The sequence below is a fragment of the Pedococcus sp. P2_E4 genome (genome assembly GCF_056403935.1).
Genome location: NZ_JBFUEO010000002.1, coordinates 39,769 through 64,034 on the forward strand (window position 1 = coordinate 39,769; position 24,266 = coordinate 64,034).

A 24,266-nucleotide genomic window follows, 5' to 3' on the forward strand; every position below is an offset into this window, starting at 1 on the left:
ACCCGAGGGGCTGCCCGGCCGGGAGCGCGCGGGGCTGCCGGCTACGCGCGGTCCAGGGCGGTCTGCGCTGCCACACCCTCCAGACCGAGGAGGATGTCGAGGAGGCAACGGACGGGCTCCTCGCGGGAGTACGCCGGGTCCGCCAGCCCGGCGATGATGTGCTGCGCCACCCGGACGACCTTGATGTTGTGCTGGTTCGAGTAGGTGCGCAGCATCTCGAAGGCGGCGTCCTCGCCGATCCCGAAGCTGAGCATGAGGGCACCCTTGGCCTGCTCGATCGCGGCGCGGTGCTCGGTCGAGGCGAGCACGGCCTCGGCAGCCCCGTCCCGGATCGTCTGGGTGATGTCCACGATGAACCCCGACAGGCGCTTGACCTCGCCCCCCGCGTCCTCGCTCTGCCCGACGAGCACGAGGCGGCGGGTGGTGCCCGACGGGTCGACGAGGCGGTACTCGAGGGAGAAGGGCCGAGCGAAGCGGAGGACCTCCTCGAACCGCTGCAGCACCACGGCTCGGTCCTCCTCGAGCACGCGGTCGATCATCATCGACGTGGTCGGGTCCTGCCCGGGTGGAACGGCGTAGAGCTCGCAGAGTGCCGGTGAGCAGGTCCACCGGTCAGCGGTGGCGTCGTACTCGAACAGCAGCGCCGGATCGTCCGTCAGGGACGCGAGAAATGACATGGGACCCTCCATCGCCAGAGACCGCCGCAGGGGCGACAACCACAAGTTCAGGCAAGCCACTTCTTGACTTTTCGTGAGAATGATACGAACGCCGCGACGTCCGTCAACCCCCACCCCGGGAGCGCCTCGGCAGGCGAGGCGTCAGCTCGCTTCCATCACCAGCGCCTGCTGCATGAGCGCGAGGTGGGCCAGCCGGCGTCGCCCCGCGTCGGCGTGGCCGCGGCCGCGCACGAGCCGGCGGCGCAGCTCGGCCAGGAGCTGGTCGTTGGTCGCGTGCCGCAGGACGAACACGGGCTCGCCCTCCTGGTTCTTGGGAAGGCCACAGGCGACCGCGGCTGCGAGGACGAGGTCGCGGTAGGACAGATCGAGGGACTCGGAGATGGCGACCAGCGTCGCCTCGTGCGGCATGGACGGCAGCTGCTCGGGGCCGATCAGGCCCACCATCTCGTCGGGGCTCACCCCGCTCTCGACGATGAGCCGGGCGACAGACCACCCCATGTCGCCCAGGCGCTTCTCGATGATGGTGCCGAGTTCGTTGCTCATGACCGCTCCCTGCCTGCCATCGAAGAGCTGTTGCCCTCCGGTTTCCTCTGGATAGAGCAATCAAAGCGTTTTGCCTTGGCAAGCGGCCGGTAAATGCCGGAAAAGAAGGTTAAAGGTTTGGTAAAGTCATTTGAGTGGGTTTCCGCGCATGGGCGATCGCCTGGCGTCGGTGCTCAGCCGAGGAGAGCCAGTCCATGTCTACCGGCTGTGGGGGCCACAGGTGTCCCATCGCAGGCCACAGTCGACCGAAGGACAGAGCATCGTCTCGGCCGTTCGACCTAGTCGACCGAGACGAGCGGCAGGCGCATCGTGAAGGTGGAGCCCTCCCCTGGTGTGGAGGCCACGTCCAGGCTCCCGTCGTGCCCCTCGACGATCGCCTTGACGATGGACAACCCCAGGCCGGTGCCCTGGATCGCCTTGGCCGTGGCCTCCGACGAGCGGAAGAAGCGGCGGAAGACCTGGGGCAGGTCGTGTGCCGCGATGCCGTACCCGGTGTCGCTGACGACGAGCTCGGCCTGCGCCGGGTGTGACGCGGGCGGTGTCGTGGTGAGGCTGAGCGTCACGGTGCCGCCGTCAGGGGTGAACTTCACTGCGTTGGACAGCAGGTTGCTGACGGCACGTTCGAGGGCGGCGGGGTCACCGTCGACGGGCACGACGCCGGGGTCGCCCTGCCGGTGCATGCGCAGGTCGCGGCCCTGGGTCAGGGGCGCCAGCCCCTCCCAGGCGTGGTCGACGACCTCGCCGAGGTCACACCGAGCGCGGGCCAGGTGGAGCTGGCCGGACTCGATGCGCGAGTTGAGCAGCAGGTCCTCGATGAGGGTCAGCAGCCGCCTGCCGTTGCGGTCGATGCGCGACACCAGGTCCTGCTGGCGGGGCTCCAGCTCTCCTGCCGCTCCGTCCTCCAGCATCTCGGCGTAGCCGAGGACGCTCGCGAGGGGCGTTCGCAGCTCGTGGCTCACCGCGGACAGGAAGTCGGTCTTGGCACGGTCCAGTGCCGTGAGCTCCTCGACGGCTCGCCGCTCGCGCTGCAGGGCCAGCTGCACCGCGTCGGCGGCCCGTCGCCGTTCCGTCACGTCCTCGGCGACGCCGACGTAACCCGTGACCCGGCCCTCGGCGTCCGCGATGGCGCTCGTGGTCAGGTCGACGACGATGCGGCGCCCGTCGCGGGTCACCCAGGTCCAGTCACGGGTCTCGGCGGTCGTGGGCCCGGTGAGGGACTGGACGAGGACCGATGGTCCCACGGCGACGCCGAGCTCGGCGGCCCGTGCGGCGACCTCCTCGGCGTCGAACAGGTCCAGCCAGTTCAGCAACCCCACCACGCGCTCAGGGTCGAAGCCGAGCAGGTTGGTGGCGCCACGGCTGAACACGCGCACGACGCCCGATGCGTCGGTGCCGATGATGGCGGTCGCCTCCGCCGACTCGAGCACCGTCTCCACCAGGGTGCGGGAGGCCCGCTCCTCGGAGAGGGCGTCGCGGCGCTGGGTCGTGGCCACGGCCAGCGCCAGGGCCGTGACGGTGGCGGTCATGAGGAAGGCCTGGGTGAGCGCCCCGACCGTCTCGGGCTCGCTGCCGGCCCGCCCCACGGCGGCGAAGGGCCCGCCGCCACGGCTCGTGAGGACGACGACCACGACGCCGAGGGCCACCAGCTGCGCCGCGAGGGTCCGCAGGCTCAGCCGGGTGGCTCCCCAGACGAGCACCGGCAGGGGGAGGAAGGCGAGGGGGAGGCCGACTCTCGACCCGAAGACCCAGAAGGCCACCGCGAGCAGAGCAACGGTCTGCGAGGCGTTCTCCAGGCGGCGTGGGTGCATCAGTCGGCGGCCGCGCATGCTTCGGGCCGACAGTGCGATCCCGAGCGGCGCGATCGTCAGCACGGCGGCGGTGTGCGATGCCGCGACGGCGTATGCCGTGGGGAAGAAGGTGCCGTCGAGCGTCACCACGACGGCGAGCCCGGCCAGGACGCCGAACGCGAGCGCGCCTGCGATGGTCGCCACGACCAGCCGACCGAGGTCGTCGGCAGAGGCGAGCCGCGGGTGGTGCCCGCGGCGGGTCATCAGGTGCCAGAACAGGGCCGCCTCGGCTGCGTTGGCGAACCCGAAGCAGATCGCGGCCACGGGTGGCCGGCCACCGAGGCTGTTCGCCACGCCGGTGACCAGCACCAGGCCCACCACGACCACCGTTGCCCGGCGCCGGTCCGGGCCCGTGACGAGCAGGAAGGCAGCCGACAGGCCTGCAGCGGGCCACCACACGGCGACCGAGGACCCGGCCGGCGCGAACCGCACGGCCGCCGTTCCCAGCACCAGGACGCCGAGCAGGACGAGGACCGCGGTGACAGCCCAGCGGCGACTCCACAACGCATCCTGCTGGGCTCGGGGAGGCATGGGAGCATCCTTGCGCAAACAGCGCCTGACGGGGCGAAAGCGACGCAAGGGCGCCGTCCGTGGCGCGACACCACCCGGAGCGCCGCACGGGCCTGCACCCGAGCGGTGACACCACATCGTGGCCAAAGGTTGACATGCGCTTGACCCCACGTTGGGACGGTTTGCCCCACACTGGGAGAACGGGGATCGTCCCAAGCCCCCTGCGCGGGACGACGACCAACCACAAGCAGCGCCCCTGCCGACACGGCGGGGGCGCTGCTGTGCGTGGGGGCTACCTCGGCGTCAGGACACAGAACTCGTTGCCGTCCGGGTCGGCCATGACCACCCAGTCGACGTCCCCCTGGCCGATGTCGAGGCGGGTCGCCCCGAGGGCGACGAGGCGCTCGACCTCGGCGTGCTGGTCGTCACCGACGGGCGGCGCGAGGTCGAGGTGCAGCGTGTTCTTCCCGGTCTTGGGGTTGACCGGCGGGCCGCCCCAGGCCATCTTCGAGCCGCCGCGCGGGGACTGGATCGCGGTCTCCTCGTCCTGGTCCCAGACCAGCGGCCACCCGAGGGCCTTGCTCCAGAAGTAGCCCACCTGCTGGGTCCCGTCGCAGTTGACCGCCCCGATCGGCCCGCAGCCGGCCAGGAAGTTGTTGGTCGGCTCGATGACGCAGAAGGCGTTGCCCTCGGGGTCGGCGAGCACGACGTGCCCGTCGTCGGGATCCTGGCCGATGTCGAGGTGGCTGCCGCCGAGCTCCAGCGCCCGCGCCACGATCGACCGCTGGTCGTCGAGGGAGGTGCTGGTCAGGTCGAAGTGGATCTGGTTGGGGCCGACCCGGTGTTCCGCGGTCGGCACGAAGCGGACCCGGAACCCGGGGTCGTCGCGGAACGGCAGGGCGATCCCGCCGTCGGGGTCCACGGCCTGCTCCCGGTCGAGGAGGCCGGCCCAGAACGCAGCCAGCCGTGCAGGGTCGAGGGCGTCGAAGGTGACCGCGTCGAGGTGGCACGTCATGCGAAGGACGCTAGGCGCACGAGGTCAACCAGGCAAAGGAGTTTGCGGGTGGCGCTCCGCCTCGGCCCGGGCTACTGCCGCGAGCCGCGGCCACTCGTCGCTGATGGTCAGGTCGGCCCCGATGTCGAGCATGGTCGCGGTGAACAGGGCGCCTGTGCTGATCATGGCGGGGTGCACGTGTCCGAAGACCTCGAGCGTCACGGTGCCGTAGAGCCGGGCCCAGGCGCGCTCGAACATCCACACCATCCCCGGGCTGGGGGTGCCGAGCCCGTCGGTCACCTCGGGCGGCTTGACCTCGGTGCGCAGGATCTCCAGCAGTGCCGGGTCGAGGTCGTCGTCGCCCGGGATGGGGAACTGGTACTTCACCCACAGCCGCCCGAAGATCTCGCTGAAGAACGACGCGAACAGCGCGACGCCGGAGTCGTCCGGCAGGCAGTCGCCGAACGAGGCGGTCGGCGCGTCGCCCCGGGATCGGGCGGCCTCGTCCATGGCGATGGACGCGCTCGAGGCGAAGACCATCTGGAACTCCGGGCGGTTGCGCAGGGCCCAGGCCCGGAAGGCCGCCGACGCCGCCACGACCTGGGCCGACGGGTCGTCGGGCGCCTGGTCGTCACGGGCCACCGTCATGGCGGCGACCACGTCCTCGAAGATGGAGCGGGCCACCAGGGTCAGCAGCTCAGCGTGGCTGTCGACGTAGCGGTAGAGCGCCGGGGGCGTCAGCCCCATCTCCTGGGCCACCGCCCGGATGGAGACGTCCTGTCCCTCGCGCAGCAGCGTGCGGGACACCTCGACGATCTCGTCGAAGGTCGCCTGCCGCTGTCGCTCCCGCCGGGTCGGAACTGCCGTCATGTGAGGTCTGCTCCCTTCCGTCCTCTGGTCGACGTTTCGTCCTCTGGTCGACTCGCTGAGTTAACCATGAACCCTTGACAAGTTAGTTTACACCCATCACTGTTACTGCTGTAAACATTGGTGATGCTGGGTTGCGAGGAGTGGTTCGAATGAACACGTGGGGTCAGTTCGTCGCTCGGAGGTCCTGGGCCGTCCTGCTCGGGGGGATAGCCGTGGTCCTGGCCGCGGCGGCATACGGGATCGGGGTGTTCGGCAACCTCTCGAACGGGGGGTTCGACGACCCGGCGACCGACTCGGCCAAGGAGCTCGCCCTCGAGCAGGCGACCTTCCCGGGGCGCGAGGCCGACCTCGTGGTCGTCTACTCGAGCCCGACACTGCGGGTCGCGGACCCGGCCTTCGAGGAGGCGGTCACGGGGACCCTGGCCGCGCTGCCGTCCAGCGACGTCGCCGGCTCGGTGACGTACTACGACACCAAGGCCCCGGGCCTGGTCAGCAGTGACGGCCACGCCACCCGGGTCGTCATCACGCTCGCCGGAGCCGGCCAGGACGCCAAGAGTGACAACTGGGACGCGGTCAAGGACCACCTCGCCGCGCCCGGCCTGAGCACCAGCGTCGGCGGACCGTGGGCCGTCTTCGGCGACGTCAACGAGCAGGTGTCCAAGGACATCGCCCGGGCCGAGTCCATCTCGCTGCCGATCGTCTTCATCCTCAGCCTGCTCATCTTCGGCAGCCTCGTGTCGGCCCTCATGCCCACCCTGGTGGGTGGCATCGCGGTGATGGGCGCCTTCGCGGTCGTCCGCCTCATCACCGGCGTCACCGACGTCTCGATCTTCTCGATCAACGTCATCACGCTGCTCGGCATGGGACTGGCGATCGACTACGCGCTGTTCGTCGTGAACCGGTTCCGTGAGGAGCTCGCCCTGCAGCCGGACGACTCGCGCTCGAGTGTCCAGGTGGCCGTCGTCCGGACGATGACCACGGCCGGTCGCACCGTCCTGTTCTCCGGCCTCATCGTCGCCGCGTCGCTGGCGTCCCTCCTGCTCTTCCCGCAGAACTTCCTGCGCTCGATGGGCTACGGCGGCATGGCTGCGGTCCTGGTCGCCATGGTGGCCGCCCTGACGGTGCTGCCGGCACTGCTCGGCGTGCTCGGCCCGCGTATCGAGTTCGGCCGCATGCCGTGGCGCCGCGGCTCCCGGGCGCGCGCCGCCGACGCGCGCACCCCCGACGAGCTGCACGGGACCGACCACGAGGTCGTGCACGGAACCTGGGCCCGGGTGGCCCACAGCGTGATGCGGCGGCCCGTGGCCTACCTCGTCGCGATCGTCCTGGGCCTGCTCGCGCTCGGCAGCCCCTTCCTCGGGGCGCAGTGGGGCAGCGTCGACGAGCGAGTGCTGCCACAGAGCTCCCCGAGCCGGCAGGCCGCCGACCTTCAGGCACGGCTGTTCGGTGGCGAGACGTCGACCGCGTCGATCATGCTGCGTGGCGCCGACGAGGCGGCCACGGCGACCTACCTGCGCAACCTGTCCGCCGTCGACGGCGTCACCCAGGTCCAGGCCGTCGCCTCGACGACCGCCCAGGGCACGCCGACGACCCTCGTGCAGGCCACGTGGGCGGGCAACGGCCAGACCGCCGCCAGCCAGGACGTCGTCAAGGGCATCCGTGCCCTGCCGACTCCGGCGGGCAGCACCGCCCTCGTGGGTGGTCCGACGGCGGACGCGGTCGACCTCATCGACTCGATCGGCGCCAAGCTGCCCTGGATGGCCCTGACCGTCGCGGCCGTCATGCTGGTCCTGCTGTTCATCGCCTTCGGCTCCGTCGTGCTGCCCCTCAAGGCGATCGTCATGAACGCGGTCTCCATCGTGGCGAGCTTCGGCGTCGTGACGTGGATCTTCCAGGAGGGCCACCTGTCCGGCCTGCTCGGCTTCACGTCGCCCGGCTACCTCGACGTCACGCAGCCGATCCTCATGCTGGCGATCCTCTTCGGGCTGTCCATGGACTACGAGGTGTTCCTGCTCAGCCGGGTCCGCGAGGAGTGGGACCGCACCGGGGACAACACCCGGGCCGTCGCCGCAGGCGTCCAGCGGTCCGGTCGGATCATCACCAGCGCGGCCCTGTTGCTGGCCGTCGTCATCGGCGGCTTCGCGACCAGCGGGATCGTCTTCCTCAAGATGATCGGCGTCGGCATGCTCGTCGCGGTGCTGCTCGACGCCACGGTGGTCCGGGCCCTGCTCGTCCCCGCCACGATGCGGCTGCTGGGGCGGGCCAACTGGTACGCCCCAGGTCCGCTGGCCCGGTGGTGGGAGAGGCACGGCCACCGCGAGGCGCCCGCGGCCCACTCAGGCGACCACCGGCTCCCGGGCCGCGCCACCGTCGAGGGTGTCGAGCCGCCTGTGGCCGCGGCCGGGCACCGGGGCTGAGCGTCCGCCCCCCTCAGCGGTCAGGCCGACGGCCCCGACAGCGGGTCGTCGGCCTGCGGCTCGTCGTCCCTACCGGACAGCCTGGAGACGGCGGCGCCCATGCCGAACAGCGCGAAGAAGCACCAGAACAACAGTCCCATCGGGTCGCTCGTCCTGTTCTGCCAGACATGGGACGTGGCCTCGGGCAACGGGATCCACAGCGGTGCGAAGGCGTCGCCGTCCCAGAACCACAGGAGCAGGTACTCGGTGAGCACCAGGCTGCCCGCGGTCAGCGCCACCGCACCGGCCTTCACGAGGCCAGGACGGGACATCGGCCCGGCCACGAGCAGGCACCAGCCGACGAGCGACCCGACGCCCACGGCGAAGACGGAGTAGTCGTACCCGGTCACCATCACGAAGGCCGTGCACGCGACCGCACTGACGAGGGCCGCGCCGAGGCCGAGGACCGCCCGGCGCGCGGGGGTCGCCGCCGTCCCGGACCAGCCCGTGGCCGGCTGGGCGCGGTCAGCACGCCGTGGCAGCTCGGACATGTGACCTCCTCGGCTCGGACCGGTGCGGCGGAGCAGCTCGGGGCGACCTGCGCTGACCAGTGTCACGGGACGTCGCGTGACTGTCCTCGTGCAACTGGCGCACTGCGGCGCCTGCGCGCGTACCGTCGAGGGCATGCTCGTCGACCCCCTCCGCACCGGCCGCGTGGTCCGCCTGACCCGGGAGGGCTGACCGCGATGGAGCAACGAAATGTCCTCGGCGGTGCGCTGGAGGAGTGCGGCACGGACCCGGTGACCGGCTTCTACCGGACCGGTTGCTGCGACACCGGCCCGCAGGACGTCGGCAGCCACACGATCTGCGCGGTCGTCACCGCGGAGTTCCTCGACCACCAGCGCTCCATCGGCAACGACCTGTCGACACCCCGGCCCGAGTACTCCTTCCCGGGCCTGGTGCCCGGAGACCGCTGGTGCGTCACGGCACCCAACTGGGCCAGGGCCTACGAGGCCGGGGTGGCCGCACCCGTGGTGCTCGCTGCGACGAACGCGTCGGTGCTCGACCTCGTCCCCCTCCAGGCCCTGCAGCAGCTGGCAGTCGACGTTCCCGCCGACCCCAGCTCGCTCGAGGGCTAACCAGCCCCGGGCATCGCGATCTCGGCGAAGACGGGGCGCCCGAGAGCCGGCTGGGCCAGCAGCCGTCGGAAGTCGGTGGTGTTGCGGGAGATCGAGATCAGCAGCTTGCCGTCGGCCAGCGCGATGAGTGGGTGGGCCAGCGGCGCGTACTTCAGCTGGCCCGACGGGTCCTGGAAGTCGGCACGGACGCCCCGGCTCGCCGTCCACGGGCCGGTGGGGGAGTCCGAGGTCCAGGCGTAGACGGTGTTGCCGAGGTCGCCGTCGCGCTTGGACACGATGACGAACCGGCCCCCGACGTAGTCGACCGACAGCGTCTGGGACACACCGCCGTCCGCCGCGAGCACCGGGGCGGCACGGTCCTGCTGCCCGACCCACGACGTGCCGTCCCAGAACTGCCACAGAGAGCGCTCGCGCGCGTTCCCCATCGGTGCGCGGGCGGCATACAGGGCCCGGCCGAAGGCCGTCGTGCTCGGCAGCCGGGTGCCGTAGACGTAGAGCCAGCCACCCCGCGCCGTCATCGCCGAGCCCCAGTTGACCTGCAGCGGGTCGGGGTCGTCGGGCGTGATGTCGAGCTGGCTCGCCACGGTGGGCACCCCAGCCGGCTCGACGTCGAAGACCGTGGCGCTGCTGCCGAGGTAGGTGAAGTCGAACGAGCCGCTTGTACCCCTGCGGATGCGTGCGCTGACGACGACGAGGACGTCGCCGTGGGGAGACGTGAGGGTGGCCACCGACATCGGCCAGTGCACGACCCCGTCAGCCCGGTCGGGGATCACCGGCCCGGCGCCCGCGACCACCACCTGCGAGGTGCACAGCCCGCTCGTGACGAGCATCGAGTTCGCCACGATGCGCGGGCTGGTGCCCTCACGGCGGACGGTGTCGCCGAACACCCACACGAACCGCCGGTCGGGCAGGCGGGCACTCGCCCCGATGTCGCCAGCCTGCCAGCCCGGCAGGGCGAGTCCGGACACGATCCGGTTCAGCTGCGGGACGGTCACCTCAGGTGGGGTGCCCACCGGGGTGGGACAGGCGGGGGAGAGCCGCGGGTATGCCGTGGTGCGCGTCGCGCTCGCACCGTCGCCACCGGTGGTGCACGCCGTCAACCCCAGGGTGAGGACGCCGGCCACGGCGAGGAGAAGGTGCCGCGGGCGCATGGCTCGATCGTAGGGAAGGGCGGGCCGGCACCGTCCGCCGGCCGCCCCGGGTTTGCGGTGCTGGCGTCACCGAATGGTCCTAGGGTCGCTCTCAGAGGAAGATCGGTCCCAGACGACAAGGAGGGCTGCCCGTGAGCCTGCAGCCGCAGCCCAGCCCGACCACGCAGTTCACCCTCAACGGCGCACCCACCGAGATCACCGCCGAGGCCGGCGCGAGCCTGCTCGACGTGCTGCGCGAGCGGCTCGACCTCACCGGGACCAAGAAGGGCTGCAACCAGGGGGCCTGCGGGGCGTGCACCGTCCTCGTCGGTGGTCGACGCGTCCTGAGCTGCCTCACGCTCGCCGCCCAGGTGGCCGGGCGTGACGTCGTCACCATCGAGGGAGTGGGGACGCCGGAGTCCCTGCACGACCTCCAGCGCGCCTTCATCACGGCCGACGGGTTCCAGTGCGGCTACTGCACATCCGGCCAGATCTGTTCGGCGCTGGGCATGCTCACCGAGCTGGAGGCCGGCGTCCCGAGTGCGGTGACCGAGCACCTCAGCAGCCGGCCAGAGCGCACCGAGGCCGAGGTGCGCGAGCGGATGAGCGGCAACCTGTGCCGGTGCGGCGCCTACAACGGCATCGTCGAGGCCATCGAGGAGCATGCCGTCGCGCGGGCCGGGGGACGCGCGTGAGGCCCGTGGCGTATGCCGCACCGACGACCGTGGCCGAGGCACTGAGCCTCGTGACGGGGTCGGGGCAGGCGATGTTCCTCGGGGGTGGGACCAACCTGGTTGACCTCATGCGTGAGGGCATCGAGACCCCGGACGTCCTCGTCGACGTCACCGGGCTCCCCCTCGCCGACATCACCGAAGAGCCCGACGGGGGGCTGCGGATCGGGGCGACGGTGCGCAACACCGACCTCGCCGCGCACGCGGCGGTGCGTGAACGCTACCCGGTGCTCAGCCAGGCCGTCCTCATGGGCGCCTCGGCACAGATCCGCAACATGGCCACCGTCGGTGGCAACCTGATGCAGCGCACGCGGTGCCTGTACTTCTACGACGAGGGGGCAGCCTGCAACAAGCGTGAGCCCGGCTCAGGATGCGACGCCGCAGGTGGCTTCAACCGGATGGGCGCAATCCTCGGGGCGAGCGAGCACTGCGTGGCCGTGCACCCCTCGGACCTCGCCGTCGCCCTCGTCCTGCTCGACGCGACCGTCGAGGTCACCGGCGTCGACGGGGTGCGGATGGTGCCGATCGGGGACTTCCACCGCCTGCCGGGGGACGCGCCGCAGCGGGACACGACCCTGTCCCCGGGGGACCTCGTCACGGCCGTCGAGGTGCCGCCAGCGCCGTGGCTGACCCGGTCCCGCTACCGCAAGGTCCGCGACAGGGCTTCCTACGCCTTCGCCCTGGTGTCGGTCGCCGCGGCGCTCGAGCTCCAGGGCACGACCGTGCGCACCGTGCGGGTGGCCCTCGGCGGCGTCGCCCACAAGCCGTGGCGGGCCACCGTCCTGGAGGCGCAGCTCACCGGCCGCGAGGCCACCGACGAGGAGTTCGAGAGCGCAGCGCGGGCCGAGCTCGAGCCGGCGGCCGGCGGGACCCACACCGCGTTCAAGGCAGACCTGGCCGTGCGCACGGTCACCGCCACGCTGCGCCGCCTGCGTGACGAGGGAGGTGCGGCATGACGCTCGCACCCGAACGACCCACCACCGGCACGGCACCGGTCGGAGCTCCCGCCGGTCGTGAGCCTGCGGTCGGCCAGCCGCTCGACCGCGTGGACGGCCTGGCGAAGACCACTGGGTCCGCCTGGTACTCGGGCGAGTACCCGGTTCCCGGCCTGACCCACGCCGTGCTGGTCCACGCCACGATCGCGCGCGGCCGGATCACGCGGCTCGACACCTCGGTCGCCGAGAGCCACCCGGGCGTTGTCGGCGTGCTGACCCACCACAACGCACCGCGGCTGGCCAAGCCGTCGACGGCCTTCAACCCGCTCGACCTGTCGACCATGGCGGCTGGCAGCAGCATCGGGTTCCTCAACACCGACGAGGTCCACGTCGACGGGCAGCCGGTGGTGGTCGTCGTCGCGGAGACGCTGGAGGCCGCGCAGTACGCGGCTGCCCTCGTCCGGGTCGACTACCACGCGGAGCCTGTCTCTGCCGACCTCGACGCCGTGCTCGACACGGCCAAGCGGGTGCGGACCCTGCCCGGCATGCCGGCCACGGGAGGTCGGCGCGGAGACGCGCCCGCGGCATACGCGGGGTCGGCCGTGAAGGTCGAGCTCACCTTCACGACGCCGCAGCACCACCACAACGCCCTCGAACCCCACGCCACGACAGCCGTCTGGGACGGCCCCCGGCTCACGGTCTACGACGGCAGCCAGAACATCGACTGGACGCAGAAGTACCTCTCGAAGCGGTTCGAGATCCCCGCAGCCGACGTGCACGTCGTCGCGCAGTACGTCGGGGGCGCCTTCGGCGGCAAGTCCAAGGTGTGGGCCGGGACCCTCCTGGCCTGCATGGCAGCCAAGGCGTTCGACCGCCCCGTGCGGCTGGCCCTGACCCGTGAGGGGGTCTACCGCACGGTCGGCGGGCGGACGCCCACCCGGCAGCGGGTCGCCATCGGCGCCTCGACCCAGGGCCGCATGGAGGCCCTCGTGCACTCGGCGGTGTCCCGCCGCGGGCGCGTGGGCGGCGGCGCGGAGCAGATCGTCGCCTGCAGCCTCGACCTCTACGACGCGGCAACGATCCTGGCGGAGCAGCGCATCGTCGAGCTCGACCTCATGACCAACACCGCGATGCGCGCCCCGGGCGAGGCGCAGGGCAGCTTCGCCGTCGAGTCCGCCGTGGACGAGCTCGCCACCGTGCTGGCCATCGACCCGGTCGAGCTGAGACTGCTCAACCAGCCGGGCGACACCAGTCCGGTCACCGGGGCCCGGTACTCCCACCGGCGGCTGGGTGAGACCCTGCGCCGCGGACGCGACCTGTTCGGCTGGGCCGATCGCCCCGCCCCGGGCACGCGCGACGGCAAGGACCTGGTCGGCTGGGGTGTCGCGGCGGCGATCCACCCGGCCTGGGAGTTCGTGGCCAACGTCGAGCTCACCGTCGACCGCAGCGGGGGCGTGACGGTGTCCTGCGCCTTCCACGAGATGGGCATGGGGACCGCCACGGTCGTCACCCAGATGGTCGCCGACGGCCTGGGGGTCCCGGTCGAGCGGGTCGCCGTCCGCCACGGCGACTCCGAGCTGCCGACGGGGCCCGGTGCGGGTGGTTCGGGACAGACGGCCAGCCTCGCCGCTTCGATCGAAAAGGCCTGTGCCGCAATGCGAAAGCAGCTGGACACGGCCGCTGCCAAGGCCGGGCTGCCGGCGGGCACGGCAGCCGAGGAGGTGCTCGCCAGGACGGGCGAGCCGTCGCTCACCGTGACCATCGGCGCCGACATCGGGCTGCGCGCGACCTGGGGTCAGGTGCAGTTCCTCACCAGGACGGTGCTCGACGGCCGCCGGTGGATGAAAGCCGCCACCGGCGCCCACTACTGCGAGGTGCGGGTCGACGCCGACACCGGGGAGCTGCGGATCCGGCGGTGGCTGAGCGTGTTCGACGTCGGTCGCGTCATCAACCCCAAGACCACCCACAGCCAGCTGCGCGGGGGGATCGTCATGGGCCTCGGCATGGCGATGGGGGAGGAGACCCTCATCGACCCGCGCTCGGCCCGGATCATGAACCCCAGCCTCGCCGAGTACCACGTCCCGGTGCACGCCGACGTGCCCCGGCTCGAGGTGCACACGCTCGACGACCCCGACCCGCAGATGCCGCTGGGTGTCGTGGGCGCCGGTGAGGTCGGCATCGTGGGGGTGGCGGCCGCGGTGGCCAACGCCGTGCGGCACGCGACGGGTCGTCGGGTCACCGACCTGCCGCTGACCCTCGACAAGCTCGTGGGCTGAAAAGCTCGTGGGAGGCTCGCGGGCTGAAGAGTTCGTGGGCTGACGGTCCCGGCCGACCTCACCACCAGCCCTGGCGGCGCGCCCAGCGGAGCAGGAAGAGGCTGATGGTCGCCATGACGACCAGCACGACGGTCAGCTGCACCCAGTGGGTCGAGGAGTTGACGATGACGTTCATCCCGTAGATCGACGCGATGGCCGTGACGGGCAGGGTGATGGCGGCGATGACGGCGAGCCGCTCCATGGCCACGGTCATCTTGGTGGTCACCCGGGTCTGGTAGAGCTCGATCACGCCGAACAGGAACTGGCTCTCGCCGTCGGCCAGGCTGCGCACCCGGTCGAACTGCTCGGCGAGGTCGGTGGCGTGTCGTCGGGCCTCGTCGCTGGAGAAGCGCTCGAGCGTGGCCAGCCGACCGTAGATCTCGTGTGCCTGCCCGGCCTGCACCCGCGAGATCAGCAGCTCGTGACGCAGCAGGAAGAGCTCCTCGAGCAGCTCCTCGGGCTGGTGGAAGTCCGAGTCCATGACCCGCATCTCCAGGGCCGGCAGCCGTGCGGCCACCGCCCGCACGGCGGCGCTCTGACGGCGCGCGACGGCTGACCCGATGGCGTGCGAGAGCTGGACAGGGGTGGCAGGGCGCAACCGTCCGGCTGCGATGCGCTCGCGCACGGCGTCGGTCTCTGCGGTCGCGTCGGCGAGGGACACGGCGGGGTTGCGCGGCCCGTGCACCGTGACGAGGTAGCGCGTCCCGACCAGCTGGTCCAGCTCGAGCATGTGCACGTGCCCGCCCTCGCCGGCGAGTGGTGCGTGGATGATGACGAACGTGTGGTCCTCGTAGCCGTGCACGGTAGGGACGAAGTTCCGTTCCCGGCAGGCCTTGAGGACCATCGGGTGGGCGTGGAACTCCTCACGCAGCAACGTCTCCGCGGTGTCGTCGAGCTCGGGGACGTCCACCCAGACGAAGCCGTCGGGGCGGGCGAGCAGGTCGGCGACGTCCTCGGGGACGTGCTCCTCGAGGCCGTCGGGTCCGACCCACCAGGTGCGCACTGGTGTCCTCGTCGCTGCGTCACTCGTCACGGCTTGGACCGGGTCGCCGGGTCGCCGGGTCAGCCGGCGAAGCTCGTCTCGAGCGTGATGGGCACGGCCCTGAGGGCCTGGCTCACCGGGCAGCCCTCCTTGGCGCCCTGCGCGGCCTCCTCGAACTGCTCGGCGGTCAGGCCGGGGACGCTCCCCACGACCGACAGGACGATGCCGGTGATGCCGGTGCCCGGCTGGAAGGTGACGTTCGCGGTCGTGTCGATGGAGGTCGGCGGCGTGCCTGCCTGGGCGAGGGCGTGCGACAGCGCCATCGAGAAGCAGGTGGAGTGCGCGGCGGCGATGAGCTCCTCCGGGCTGGTCTTCCCGTTCGCCTCCTCGGCCCGTGCCGGCCAGGACACGGCGAAGGTCCCGTTGCCGGACGACTGGAGGGTGACCTCGCCGGCCCCCTCCATCAGGGAACCCTCCCAGTGGGCGGTGGCGGTGCGGGTGGTGGGCATGGGTGCTCTCCTCGGGTCTGGGGGTGTGACTGCCTCAAATCTATGGCGATTCCCGCGCGGCGCAATGGCGTGTCCGGAGTCGGTGGGTTCGAGGTCCGGTCAGTGGGCGGTCAGGGGGCGAGGAACTGCACACGGGTGCTGTCCGCCAGGCGCACGACGAGCGTCGCGCTGCCCCGGTGGTAGGGACAAGGCGTGACGCTCTCGGTGCACGGCACGAGGAACATCCGGTCACCGTTCTGCACGAGCAGCCGCAGCCCGCGGTAGCGGTAGCGGAAGGTCTGGCCCTCCTCGGTCTGCAGGACGGTCTCGCTGACGTCGGCGTTGCGCAGGTACAGCCGCTCGCGGGTGTCGAGCACGACCCGGGGCAGCTCGTCGAGGCGGCTCGCCTGCTCCTGGCCCAGGCCCGTCCCCGACCACTGCGCGAGGGTCGCGTTCGCCCAGAACACCGCAGCGGCGACCGTGAGCCACAGCGCCACCCGCAACCGGACCGGGCCGTGCCGCAACCCCATCGCGTATGCCGTGACGCCGGCCCCGAGGGCCAGCACCAGGGGAGTGGTGAGGGGGTACCAGGCCCACTGGCCGATGGCTGGGTAGAGGAAGAGCAGGACAAGCCCGGCTGTGAGGAGCCCGACGCCCAGCCTCAGGGTGGCTGTGGTGCGTCCCGCGAGCCGTGGTCCGACCCAGCGGTTCACGGCGACGCCCCCGGCGACGAGCAGGAACAGGACGAGCACCGGGACGAGCAGCGGCTGCGGGCTGCGCATCACGAAGGCCTGGGTGGACAACCCGATGGTGTCGACGTCGAGCCCGAAGTAGAGGTACTGCGCGCGCGTGGAGACGTAGCCGAAGTAGAAGAGCAGCGTGCTGAGCGCCGTCGCCGGCGCGACGATGTTCCCGGCGAAGCTGTAGACGCGGTCCCACGACAGCCCGGACGGAGCGGCCGGACGATCGGGGTCGGCGTCGCTCGGCTGGCTCGCTTCCTGGGTCATCGCTCAGGTCGTCTCGGGGCTCGGCGGGACGTTGAGCTGCACGGAGATCTGCTGCTGGTCACCCATGGCCGCCACGAACGCGCGGCAGGCGGGCGAGTCGTTGCGCGGGCAGTAGACCAGGCCTGCGAAGCCGACCGAAGGCTCCGTGTTCTCGGGGATCGTCCCCACCAGCCGGACGAGCAGGTCGCAGCGCTGGGCCGTGGAACGGAAGATGTAGCCGACGCAGTTCGGCTGGGACGTCCCGCACCCGCCGCGCACCACCTCGAAGACGTCGGGCTTGAAGAGGACGTCGGTGAGCTCGACGGCGGTGCCGCGCGGGATCTGCCCGTTGTTGTCGACGATCCACGAGACCTCGGCGCACTGGAAGGTCGGGTCGTCGTCGCGAAGCTGTGACGCGCCGCCGACCGGCAGCCTCGCGACCGAGATGGCCGGGTTGGACTCGCGGCTCGACGACGCGGGGGTGGTGGGGTCGGTGCCCTCCGTCGTCGGCTCGGGCTCCGGCTCCTGCGACGACTCCTGCGACGACTGTGCCGACGAGGAGGTGCCGGCAGGTGCCTCCTGCGGCCCGCTCGTCGGCGCTCCGCACCCCGCCAGCACCCAGGCTGCCGCGACAGCGACGACCGCCCCGGCTGCACGGGCCAGGCTCAGGTGACGGGTGTGGTCCACAGCGCGCTCCACGTCTTGGGACCGACTTCCCCGTCGACGGTCAGCCCCTTGTCCTTCTGGAAGGCGCGCACGATGCGGTCGGTCTGGGGGCCGAACTCCCCGTCGACCGTGATCTTCCACCCCCGCGCCTTGAGCCTGGCCTGGAGGGCGCGGACCCCGGCGCCGGTCTTCCTGATGGCCATCAGGCCCGGGAAGGGCGGCGCGGCACCGGGTTTCGCGACGGCGACGGGCTTCGTGTCCGCCCTGGCGGCCTGCTTGGCGGCGCCACCGGTGTAGCTCGGGTAGCCGTACCCGACGATGAACGACGTCGACCGGTCATGCACCCACACGCCGTCACTCTTGCCGGTGATGGCGGCGTTGCCCTCGATCGTGCGGATCCGGCCGTTCGCGAGCGGTGCGATGACCAGCCCGATGTGGTCGATCGCCCCGATGCTCCGGCCGCCCTTCCAGTCGAAGAACACGGCCGCACCGGGACGCGGCTCGCTTCCGAACCGGCCCTGCTTCTGCCACCACTCGGCGCAGGCGATGGTGCCGGCGAACTTGCCCAGCAGGTCGTAGCTGCCGACGACCTCGAACCCCATCCGGGAGACGAAGATGTTGCACCACGCGACGCCGTTCCAGCCGTACTGGGCCCCGAAGGGCGTGCGGTTGCTGCCGGGTGGGGACTCGATGGTGCCGCGGTGGCTCATCGCCGCAGCCAGGACGGCGTCCGCGAGCCCTGCCCCCTCGTGCTCGCCGGCGGACGGGAGCTCCACCGACTCCTGGTCGACGTCGGCGTCACCCTCCTTGGGACCGTTGTCGGTCTGCTGGGGCACGGCTTCGGGCTCGCCGAGCGAGTTGGTGCTGACCGGGTCCGTGACGGTCATGGTCGCTCCTCCTAGCCGGTCAGGGCGTCGGCGATCGGGCCGGCGACGTCGGGGTCGGAGAGGTAGTCCTGGATCGAGTGCGGGTCCGAGGGGTTCTGGGTGCGCTCGTCGCGCATCGCGTCGCTGCCCGCCGCGAACAGCGGGCCCAGTGGGTGGACCAGCGCGACGACGTCGTGCTCGTCGAAGACGTTGAGCCAGCGCAGGGGCCCGCTCACCGGGTTGACCACGGACGGTATGCCGCGCTCCGCGGCACCCTCGGGGCCACCCCACAGGTTGCGCTTCACCACGGCATACCCGTCGGGGGAGCCGGCGGTCACGAGCAGCCGGACGCGGGCGGAGCCGCTGTAGCGCTGGAGGGCGTCGTAGGCGACGCAGCTGCCGAGGCTGTGGCCGATGACGACGACGTCGCTGTGGCCGTCGGCGGTGATCTTGGCGAGGGACTCGCTCACGACCGCCTGCACCTCCTCGCGCATGGTGTCGTCCTCGAGGTAGTACGCGACGTCGCTCAGGAACTGGGTGATGATCAGCTGCGGCGCCCCCGTCTTGTCGCTGAGGAAGCGCAGCGCCTCGCGCACCACCTTGGGCTTGAGCAGGTCACCCCACGAGGCCTCCTCGCCCGCAGCGCGGGACTTCTCCACGTCGCGCGCGGCGTCGGCCACCTCGGGCTCGCTCTGCTCGAGCCGACGCGAGGCGACGAACCCCAGCTCCGCCGCGGCGTCCAGCACCATGTCGTCGGTCGTGGTCGCAGCCTGGGCCTCGATCGTCGTGCCCTCCAGCTCAGGGGTGCGGCCGCCGGCCTTGACGTGCTTGGCGATCGCGTCGGCCAGCACGTTGCCGTAGTAGGGGAAGTACACCGCATCCGCGCCCACCTTCGGGCGGCCCGCGAGGGTCATGCCCTTGGCGAGCCCGGCCAGCCACTCCCGTCGCTTGCCGGCGACGAAGTCCGCCACCGAGGACTCGGTGCGGACCACCCCAGCGGGCATCTGTTGGCTGCGCCCGTGGACCAGCAGCAGGGCAGTGGTCATATGTTTCCTCCCAGTCCGAGCAGGTGGCCGACCAGCTCGGCTGCCTCGGTCCCGTAGCTCGTGTCGATGGTTCGTGCGGACAGGTCCTTGACGATGGCCGAGATCCTGATACCGCGGTTGGCGACCCAGATCCGTTTGCTCTCAGGGGTGTTCGCGTCGGCGACGTTGCCGTCGAGGTCGACGAACTGACCCTGGGCGTTGCGCTGCTGCTCACTGGCGTGGTGCAGACCGATCAGCTCCCAGCTGTCGCTGAGCAACGGTGCGCCGGACGACCCCGGCTCGGTGTCGGCGTCGTAGAGCAGGTACTTGGGGTTCTCGACGCCCTGTGCGTCGACGATCGGACCACTGAAGGTGTTGTTGCGCAGGGTCACCTCACGGTGGCGTCCCTGGGGGTGCTGGATGACGTTGACCGGCTGGCCCTTGACGATCTTGCCGACACCGCCGTGCAGGGCGATGAAGCCGAACGTCTCGCTCGGCGGCTTGTCGGCGACGGGGGCCACCGCGACGATCGTGAAGTCGAGGTCCTCGGCCGGGCTGGTCACGAAGCACCGCTCCGGCTGGAGTGCGACCTTGGTGGGCTGGCTCGACCCGTCCTCGTCCTCGACGTAGCGGAACCACGCCGTCGTCCCGGCTGCCGTCTCGACCGAGTCGAGGACGTGGTGGTTGGTCATCAGCAGCCAGGGCGAGACGAGGAACCCGGTGCCCATCTCCACGGCGGTGGTCAGCTTCGCCACCGCGTCGGCACGCTTGGCACCAGCCGTGAGCCACCACCCCGGCAGGAAGTCGGCGTTCTTGAAGATGCGCTCCAGCGTCTCGTCGACGACGGTGGGGGAGGCGTCGCGCGGCACGGACTCTCCCTGACGCCGGGCATAGGCGACCTTGCGCGCCAGCGGTTCCATGCGCCACGCGTCCTGCTTGGCCGCCCGGACCTGCTCGATCTGCTCGACAGCCGCCGGCCCCGGAGTGAAGGTGGGTTCGGGCAGCGCTGCAGTCTCACCCGGCCGCGGCTCTGGCGGGTCGGGCAGGGTACTCATGATCGCCATCGCGTCACGCCTCCGTTGTCGTCCTTGCCACGGGTCGGAGGGACTTTCCTGCAGATGCCCCAGTATGGGCGTGGTCGCTCGCGGCCGAGATCGGCTATATGACGTAGCCCGCGATGGTGCCGAGCCGGGACCTTCGGCCCTGTCCGGGGGCAGTCGTCGCGCGCAACGGTGGTGCGGCAGGAGCCACCACGGAAGCACGCCACAGGAGGAGCAATGCTCGTCAGCGAACTGGGAACCCGGCAGGTCGCCAGCGTCCGGGCCGACTCGGCCCTCGACGTGGCGGTGCGGATCCTCGCCGACAGAGGGGTCTCGGCCCTGCCTGTCGTGGACCCCTCGAACCGGGTGGTCGGCATCCTGAGCGAGGCGGACGTGCTGCGTCTCTGTCTCGCCGACGACCCCCGGGCCAGGTTGCGCCCTGTGGACCCCGGTGAGCGCCCGGAGGTCGCCGACCTGGCCTGGCCGAGGACCGTAGCCGAGGTGATGACGCCCGACCCCGTCACGACGCGCGACGGGTCCGACGTCGCCGATGTCGCGCACTTGTTGGCGGACACGGGGTGGAAGAGCCTGCCCATCGTCGACACCGACGGAGTCCTCGTCGGCATGATCAGCCGCAGCGACGTCATCCGCGTGCTGTCCACCAGTGACGCGGAGATCTGGCTGCACGTCGTCCGCGACTACGGTGTGGTCTCCCGGCCGGAGTGGGACGTGAGCGTGACCCGCGGCGTGGTCACCGTCTCCGGAGTGGCTGAGGGCAGGGACGCGCGACTGGCGGCTGCGATCGCCGCGACGGCCCCCGGGGTCCGCGGTGTCGTCGTCGCCCCGCCCCCCGGGGACTGATGAGGTCGGCGGAGGGACCTTCGGCACTGCCCGCGGAAGCTCGGGGGGCCCATCGTGGTCGGATGACCACCACGTGCTCCGCCGACCGGGAGGCCCACGCACCCCAGGCCCGCGCCCTGCGTCAGGTCGTGGTCGGGTTCGACGGCACTCCGGAGTCCGAGGGCGCCGTGAGGTGGGCTGCCCTGCGGGCCTTCGCCCTGGGCGCAAGCCTCACCGTTCTGCACGCGGTCCCCCTACCGGGCAGTGGGATTCGGCTCGACGTCCTGGGTGGGACGCCGCCCCTCGAGGTCGCGCTGAGGGAGCGCAGCGCCCAGGTCGCCGCACGAGGGGCCCGGCTCGCGCGTGCGGTGGAGCCCGGGCTCGCCGTGCTCAGCGTCGGGGTGGTGGGGGGAGCGGCCGCAGAGCTGATCGCACACTCCGCCGACGCGGCCCTGCTGGTCGTGGGCCGGCGGCGGCGCGGACACGTCCTCGTCGCGGCGCTGGGGTCGGTGTCCTTCGCCGTGAGCATGCATGCGCGATGCCCCGTCGTGGTGTTCCCCGCGGGCACGACGGTGCAACCGCGCCACTCGCGACGGCCGGTGCTGGTGGGAGTCGACGGGTCGTCGGGATCGATGGCCGCGCTCGACCTCGGCGCCGCGGTGGCCGTCGCCACCGGGTCTGCGGTCGTCGTCGTCGCTGCGTGGCAGGACGACACGGGCGAGCCGTGGGGTCTGGACGTCAGGACCTCGCGTGCCCAGGACGTGGCCAGCGAGCGGCTGGAGCGGGCCGAGCACCACCTGCTCGCCCAGCACCCCGACCTCGAGGTCACGGGCAGCACCGTCGAGGGTGATGCAGTGGACGTGTTGGTTGCGGCGTCGCCGGGTGCTGGCCTGGTCGTGGTCGGCAGCCGGGGCGAGGGAGGTTTTGCCGGCATGATGCTCGGCTCCGTCAGCCACGGGGTCCTGCGGGCCGCAGCCTCGCCGGTTGCCGTCGTGCGCCGAGGGGCGTTCGCCTAGGGGTGCTCACCGGCGCCGAGATCGGGCCAGCCCGGCACCGGCGCAGGCCAGCGCGGCACCGGCGCAGGCCAGCGCGGCACCGGCTCAGGCCAGCTCGCGGCCGGTCACGCTCTGGGAGCGGATGCGGATCCAGCGGTGACCGCGCGCGAGGGAGCGGACCCACGGACGCCCTGCCCGGCTCTCCAGCGCCCTGATCTCTGCCGGGTCCTCCACCAGGACCGCCGTCCCCTGCACCAGGACGCTCCAGCCGGTGCGGGTGGTGGCGTCGAACGAATCGACCTCGAAGGCAACCCGGTCGTGGTCCAGCGCGGCTTCGATCTTCGAGTCGCCGGCGGTCCGGAAGCACACGTCGACTCCGTCCGTGACGTGCTGGACGGGCAGGACGGCGATCTCGGCATCGAGCACGAACGCGAACCGGCCGATGGGGGTGGCGACGATCCGCTCGAGACACTCGTCCAGCCCCATCACCCGCAGGCCGGTGTGGTCGGTGCTCAGGTTGGTCTGGGTGGGCATGCGGTCCTCCTCGGGGCCCTCGCGCGGCTGCGAGGGGCTTGCCTCCAAGGCTGGGATGCCGTGGTGTCGCGAGGCAGGGACCAAGGGCCCTGAATGTCGGCCCGGTTCCGGGTCACTCCACGCGTGGGGGTGGTCGCGCTCGACACCGTGGGAGCAACCCTGGCGATGCGTCGTGAAGTCAGGACCTTTGGCCCTGAATGCCACCCCGTCCAGCCGCGAGAGTTGAAGTGCCAGAAGGAAACCATCACGGGCGCACCGCGCCCAGAGGAGGAACACCAGCCATGCGACGACGCACTCTCGACGCCCTGCTCACGACCGGCGGCCTGATCGTCGCCGCCGTCCTGTTGGTAGCCGGCGGCCTGTTGACGTGGGCCAGCAACTTCGTCGACAACGAAGTCCACACGCAGCTCGCGGCGCAGCACATCACCTTCCCTGCCAAGGGGAGCGACCAGCTCAACGACCCCAAGGTCAAGCCCTACCTCGAGCAGTACGCGGGGCAGCAGCTGACCACCGGTGCACAGGCCAAGGCCTGGGCCGACCACTACATCAAGGTCCACCTCGACGAGTCGACCGGTGGCAAGACCTACTCCGAGCTGAGTGCCGCCTCCCGGGCGAACCCGGACGACCCCAAGGCCAAGGCCATGGTCGACCTCGCCTTCCGCGGTGAGACGCTGCGGGGCCTGCTGCTCAACGCCTACGCCTTCGGGACCATGGGTGTCATCGCGATGTATGCCGCGATCGCCAGCTTCATCGGCGCGGCGGCCATGCTGGTCCTGGCCCTGCTCGGCTTCCGGCACCTGCGCCGGGTCCCCGCGGAGGAGGAAGTGGGCGCCGGCAGCCGCGCGAGGGCAGCCAAGCCCGCGATCGCCTAGTCATCGAGGCCGACCACACGGTCGGCGCCACCCCGGACGAGAGCCCCCGCCACCCCTGAGGCGGGGGCTCTGCTCCGCGTTGTGTGCCGCCCTGACGAGGCGGACGGCCTCAGAAGGCGGTGTAGCCGCCGTCCGCGACCAGGACCGAACCCGTGACGAAGGACGACGCGTCGCTGGCGAGGAAGACGACGGCGGGAGCCAGCTCCTCGACCGTGCCGTACCGCCGCATGGGGGCGTCCTCGATCCAGTGCTGGCGGAACTGCGGGTCGTCCACGGGCGACATGTCGGTCTTGATGTAACCGGGAGCCAGGGCGTTGACCCGCACACCGTGGGGCGCCCACTCGGCGGCCAGACTGCGGGTGAGGTGGTGCACGGCGGCCTTCGAGGCGTTGTAGGCCGGCTGCCACTGTGGTCGGTTGACGATGAACCCGGACATGGACCCGATGTTGACGATCGACCCGGAGCCCTCGGCGACGAAGTGCCGGCCGAACGTCTGGGAGCAGGTCCACACGGCGTCGAGGTTGACGTCCATGACGGCCCGCCAGTCCTCCGGGGTGACGTCCAGCGCCGGGGCGTGCACGCAGGCGCCGGCGTTGTTGACGAGGACGTCGACCCGGCCGTACATCGCCAGGGCGGAGTCGAGGACGCGTTGGACATCGGCCGCTCGGGTGACGTCAGCCTCGACGAAGTCAGCGCGGATGTCGTTGGCCTGCAAGGACTCCAGGACGCCGTCGGCCGCGTCGGCGTCGCGCCCGACGAGGACGACGGCAGCCCCCGCATCGCCGAGGGCGCGGGCGAACCCGGCCCCCAGTCCACGGGTCGCGCCGGTGACCACGGCCACCCTGCCTGCGAGGGAGAAGCGGTCCAGTGCGTTCATGAGCCCAA

General features: G+C 71.5%; 24 protein-coding genes. 8 read left to right on the plus strand and 16 right to left on the minus strand.

From position 1 onward, the window contains the following. Window positions 1–41: 41 nt before the first annotated feature. The 5 genes from AC1DV7_RS01650 to AC1DV7_RS01670 form a co-directional block, all read right to left on the minus strand. Window positions 42–677: an ANTAR domain-containing protein gene (locus AC1DV7_RS01650; protein WP_477593927.1), complete on the minus strand. Its 636-nt coding sequence runs from the start codon at window positions 675–677 to the stop codon at window positions 42–44. Between the two features lie 141 nt (window positions 678–818). Then, a complete protein-coding gene (locus AC1DV7_RS01655) occupies window positions 819–1,220 on the minus strand; it encodes a hypothetical protein (RefSeq protein ID WP_477593929.1) in 402 nt (133 codons plus the stop codon). 278 nt (window positions 1,221–1,498) lie between these two features. Further along, a complete protein-coding gene (locus AC1DV7_RS01660; RefSeq protein WP_477593931.1) occupies window positions 1,499–3,598 on the minus strand; it encodes an ATP-binding protein in 2,100 nt (699 codons plus the stop codon). 271 nt (window positions 3,599–3,869) lie between these two features. Then, entirely contained in the window at window positions 3,870–4,592 is a 723-nt protein-coding gene (locus tag AC1DV7_RS01665) for a VOC family protein (RefSeq protein WP_477593933.1), read from the minus strand. 24 nt (window positions 4,593–4,616) lie between these two features. Further along, window positions 4,617–5,441, minus strand: a complete 825-nt coding sequence (locus AC1DV7_RS01670; protein ID WP_477593935.1) for a TetR/AcrR family transcriptional regulator — start codon at window positions 5,439–5,441, stop codon at window positions 4,617–4,619. Window positions 5,442–5,590: 149 nt separating this feature from the next. On the opposite strand from AC1DV7_RS01670, the gene AC1DV7_RS01675 reads away from it, so the two are divergent. After that, a complete protein-coding gene (locus AC1DV7_RS01675; RefSeq protein WP_477593937.1) occupies window positions 5,591–7,858 on the plus strand; it encodes an MMPL family transporter in 2,268 nt (755 codons plus the stop codon). A gap of 20 nt (window positions 7,859–7,878) precedes the next feature. Here the strand turns inward: AC1DV7_RS01675 and AC1DV7_RS01680 are convergent, their stop codons facing one another. Beyond that, entirely contained in the window at window positions 7,879–8,388 is a 510-nt protein-coding gene (locus AC1DV7_RS01680; RefSeq protein ID WP_477593939.1) for a hypothetical protein, read from the minus strand. 195 nt (window positions 8,389–8,583) lie between these two features. Between AC1DV7_RS01680 and AC1DV7_RS01685 the strand changes: the two genes are divergently transcribed. Then, complete coding sequence (locus tag AC1DV7_RS01685) at window positions 8,584–8,976, plus strand: DUF2237 family protein (protein WP_477593941.1); 393 nt, start codon at window positions 8,584–8,586, stop codon at window positions 8,974–8,976. On the opposite strand, the gene AC1DV7_RS01690 is transcribed toward AC1DV7_RS01685, so the two are convergent. Further along, complete coding sequence (locus AC1DV7_RS01690) at window positions 8,973–10,127, minus strand: DUF4185 domain-containing protein (protein WP_477593943.1); 1,155 nt, start codon at window positions 10,125–10,127, stop codon at window positions 8,973–8,975. The two genes, AC1DV7_RS01685 and AC1DV7_RS01690, sit on opposite strands and share 4 nt — an antisense overlap. 131 nt (window positions 10,128–10,258) lie before the next feature. Between AC1DV7_RS01690 and AC1DV7_RS01695 the strand changes: the two genes are divergently transcribed. The 3 genes from AC1DV7_RS01695 to AC1DV7_RS01705 are packed head-to-tail and all read left to right on the plus strand — an operon-like array spanning window position 10,259 to window position 14,048. Then, complete coding sequence (locus tag AC1DV7_RS01695) at window positions 10,259–10,801, plus strand: 2Fe-2S iron-sulfur cluster-binding protein (protein WP_477593945.1); 543 nt, start codon at window positions 10,259–10,261, stop codon at window positions 10,799–10,801. Beyond that, window positions 10,798–11,793: an FAD binding domain-containing protein gene (locus AC1DV7_RS01700; protein WP_477593947.1), complete on the plus strand. Its 996-nt coding sequence runs from the start codon at window positions 10,798–10,800 to the stop codon at window positions 11,791–11,793. The genes AC1DV7_RS01695 and AC1DV7_RS01700 overlap by 4 nt, the downstream gene beginning before the upstream one ends. Continuing rightward, on the plus strand, window positions 11,790–14,048 hold the full coding sequence (locus tag AC1DV7_RS01705) for a xanthine dehydrogenase family protein molybdopterin-binding subunit (protein ID WP_477593949.1): 2,259 nt from the start codon (window positions 11,790–11,792) through the stop codon (window positions 14,046–14,048). Before AC1DV7_RS01700 ends, AC1DV7_RS01705 begins: the two co-directional genes overlap by 4 nt. 58 nt (window positions 14,049–14,106) lie before the next feature. On the opposite strand, the gene AC1DV7_RS01710 is transcribed toward AC1DV7_RS01705, so the two are convergent. The 7 genes from AC1DV7_RS01710 to AC1DV7_RS01740 form a co-directional block, all read right to left on the minus strand. Beyond that, window positions 14,107–15,120 (minus strand): CorA family divalent cation transporter, encoded by a 1,014-nt coding sequence (locus AC1DV7_RS01710; protein WP_477593951.1) that lies wholly within the window; start codon window positions 15,118–15,120, stop codon window positions 14,107–14,109. Window positions 15,121–15,149: 29 nt separating this feature from the next. Further along, window positions 15,150–15,578 (minus strand): OsmC family protein, encoded by a 429-nt coding sequence (locus AC1DV7_RS01715; RefSeq protein ID WP_477593953.1) that lies wholly within the window; start codon window positions 15,576–15,578, stop codon window positions 15,150–15,152. A 110-nt stretch (window positions 15,579–15,688) separates the two neighbouring features. Further along, complete coding sequence (locus tag AC1DV7_RS01720) at window positions 15,689–16,564, minus strand: hypothetical protein (protein WP_477593955.1); 876 nt, start codon at window positions 16,562–16,564, stop codon at window positions 15,689–15,691. A gap of 3 nt (window positions 16,565–16,567) precedes the next feature. Then, the gene (locus tag AC1DV7_RS01725) at window positions 16,568–17,230 is read right to left on the minus strand and encodes a hypothetical protein (RefSeq protein ID WP_477593957.1); all 663 of its coding nucleotides are present in this window, start codon (window positions 17,228–17,230) and stop codon (window positions 16,568–16,570) included. Continuing rightward, window positions 17,209–18,096 carry a peptidoglycan-binding protein gene (locus tag AC1DV7_RS01730; protein ID WP_477593958.1) on the minus strand — a complete coding sequence of 296 codons (888 nt, stop codon included), beginning with the start codon at window positions 18,094–18,096 and terminating at the stop codon, window positions 17,209–17,211. The genes AC1DV7_RS01725 and AC1DV7_RS01730 overlap by 22 nt, the downstream gene beginning before the upstream one ends. A gap of 11 nt (window positions 18,097–18,107) precedes the next feature. Next, window positions 18,108–19,121, minus strand: coding sequence for a lipase family protein (locus tag AC1DV7_RS01735; RefSeq protein ID WP_477593960.1), 1,014 nt, complete (start codon window positions 19,119–19,121; stop codon window positions 18,108–18,110). After that, complete coding sequence (locus AC1DV7_RS01740) at window positions 19,118–20,164, minus strand: trypsin-like serine peptidase (protein ID WP_477593962.1); 1,047 nt, start codon at window positions 20,162–20,164, stop codon at window positions 19,118–19,120. The genes AC1DV7_RS01735 and AC1DV7_RS01740 overlap by 4 nt, the downstream gene beginning before the upstream one ends. A 213-nt stretch (window positions 20,165–20,377) precedes the next feature. On the opposite strand from AC1DV7_RS01740, the gene AC1DV7_RS01745 reads away from it, so the two are divergent. Next, window positions 20,378–21,001 carry a CBS domain-containing protein gene (locus AC1DV7_RS01745; protein ID WP_477593964.1) on the plus strand — a complete coding sequence of 208 codons (624 nt, stop codon included), beginning with the start codon at window positions 20,378–20,380 and terminating at the stop codon, window positions 20,999–21,001. Window positions 21,002–21,063: 62 nt separating this feature from the next. Next, window positions 21,064–21,996, plus strand: coding sequence for a universal stress protein (locus AC1DV7_RS01750; RefSeq protein WP_477593966.1), 933 nt, complete (start codon window positions 21,064–21,066; stop codon window positions 21,994–21,996). Between the two features lie 84 nt (window positions 21,997–22,080). On the opposite strand, the gene AC1DV7_RS01755 is transcribed toward AC1DV7_RS01750, so the two are convergent. Beyond that, a complete protein-coding gene (locus tag AC1DV7_RS01755; protein WP_477593968.1) occupies window positions 22,081–22,509 on the minus strand; it encodes a pyridoxamine 5'-phosphate oxidase family protein in 429 nt (142 codons plus the stop codon). A 281-nt stretch (window positions 22,510–22,790) separates the two neighbouring features. Here AC1DV7_RS01755 and AC1DV7_RS01760 point away from each other — a divergent pair, with 281 nt between their 5' ends. Beyond that, on the plus strand, window positions 22,791–23,381 hold the full coding sequence (locus AC1DV7_RS01760; RefSeq protein WP_477593970.1) for a hypothetical protein: 591 nt from the start codon (window positions 22,791–22,793) through the stop codon (window positions 23,379–23,381). A gap of 109 nt (window positions 23,382–23,490) precedes the next feature. On the opposite strand, the gene AC1DV7_RS01765 is transcribed toward AC1DV7_RS01760, so the two are convergent. Continuing rightward, window positions 23,491–24,258: an SDR family NAD(P)-dependent oxidoreductase gene (locus tag AC1DV7_RS01765; protein WP_477593972.1), complete on the minus strand. Its 768-nt coding sequence runs from the start codon at window positions 24,256–24,258 to the stop codon at window positions 23,491–23,493. Window positions 24,259–24,266 lie beyond the last annotated feature (8 nt).

What these genes read in the sequence shown, in the direction of transcription:
- AC1DV7_RS01660 (WP_477593931.1), bottom strand. Translation starts at nt 3,598, where the DNA reads ATGCCTCCCCGAGCCCAGCAGGATGCGTTGTGGAGTCGCCGCTGGGCT.
- AC1DV7_RS01745 (WP_477593964.1), top strand. Translation starts at nt 20,378, where the DNA reads ATGCTCGTCAGCGAACTGGGAACCCGGCAGGTCGCCAGCGTCCGGGCC.
- AC1DV7_RS01675 (WP_477593937.1), top strand. Translation starts at nt 5,591, where the DNA reads ATGAACACGTGGGGTCAGTTCGTCGCTCGGAGGTCCTGGGCCGTCCTG.
- AC1DV7_RS01665 (WP_477593933.1), bottom strand. Translation starts at nt 4,592, where the DNA reads ATGACGTGCCACCTCGACGCGGTCACCTTCGACGCCCTCGACCCTGCA.
- AC1DV7_RS01735 (WP_477593960.1), bottom strand. Translation starts at nt 19,121, where the DNA reads ATGACCACTGCCCTGCTGCTGGTCCACGGGCGCAGCCAACAGATGCCC.
- AC1DV7_RS01650 (WP_477593927.1), bottom strand. Translation starts at nt 677, where the DNA reads ATGTCATTTCTCGCGTCCCTGACGGACGATCCGGCGCTGCTGTTCGAG.
- AC1DV7_RS01750 (WP_477593966.1), top strand. Translation starts at nt 21,064, where the DNA reads ATGACCACCACGTGCTCCGCCGACCGGGAGGCCCACGCACCCCAGGCC.
- AC1DV7_RS01670 (WP_477593935.1), bottom strand. Translation starts at nt 5,441, where the DNA reads ATGACGGCAGTTCCGACCCGGCGGGAGCGACAGCGGCAGGCGACCTTC.
- AC1DV7_RS01715 (WP_477593953.1), bottom strand. Translation starts at nt 15,578, where the DNA reads ATGCCCACCACCCGCACCGCCACCGCCCACTGGGAGGGTTCCCTGATG.
- AC1DV7_RS01755 (WP_477593968.1), bottom strand. Translation starts at nt 22,509, where the DNA reads ATGCCCACCCAGACCAACCTGAGCACCGACCACACCGGCCTGCGGGTG.
- AC1DV7_RS01680 (WP_477593939.1), bottom strand. Translation starts at nt 8,388, where the DNA reads ATGTCCGAGCTGCCACGGCGTGCTGACCGCGCCCAGCCGGCCACGGGC.
- AC1DV7_RS01655 (WP_477593929.1), bottom strand. Translation starts at nt 1,220, where the DNA reads ATGAGCAACGAACTCGGCACCATCATCGAGAAGCGCCTGGGCGACATG.
- AC1DV7_RS01720 (WP_477593955.1), bottom strand. Translation starts at nt 16,564, where the DNA reads ATGACCCAGGAAGCGAGCCAGCCGAGCGACGCCGACCCCGATCGTCCG.
- AC1DV7_RS01705 (WP_477593949.1), top strand. Translation starts at nt 11,790, where the DNA reads ATGACGCTCGCACCCGAACGACCCACCACCGGCACGGCACCGGTCGGA.
- AC1DV7_RS01690 (WP_477593943.1), bottom strand. Translation starts at nt 10,127, where the DNA reads ATGCGCCCGCGGCACCTTCTCCTCGCCGTGGCCGGCGTCCTCACCCTG.
- AC1DV7_RS01730 (WP_477593958.1), bottom strand. Translation starts at nt 18,096, where the DNA reads ATGACCGTCACGGACCCGGTCAGCACCAACTCGCTCGGCGAGCCCGAA.
- AC1DV7_RS01765 (WP_477593972.1), bottom strand. Translation starts at nt 24,258, where the DNA reads ATGAACGCACTGGACCGCTTCTCCCTCGCAGGCAGGGTGGCCGTGGTC.
- AC1DV7_RS01760 (WP_477593970.1), top strand. Translation starts at nt 22,791, where the DNA reads ATGCGACGACGCACTCTCGACGCCCTGCTCACGACCGGCGGCCTGATC.
- AC1DV7_RS01740 (WP_477593962.1), bottom strand. Translation starts at nt 20,164, where the DNA reads ATGGCGATCATGAGTACCCTGCCCGACCCGCCAGAGCCGCGGCCGGGT.
- AC1DV7_RS01685 (WP_477593941.1), top strand. Translation starts at nt 8,584, where the DNA reads ATGGAGCAACGAAATGTCCTCGGCGGTGCGCTGGAGGAGTGCGGCACG.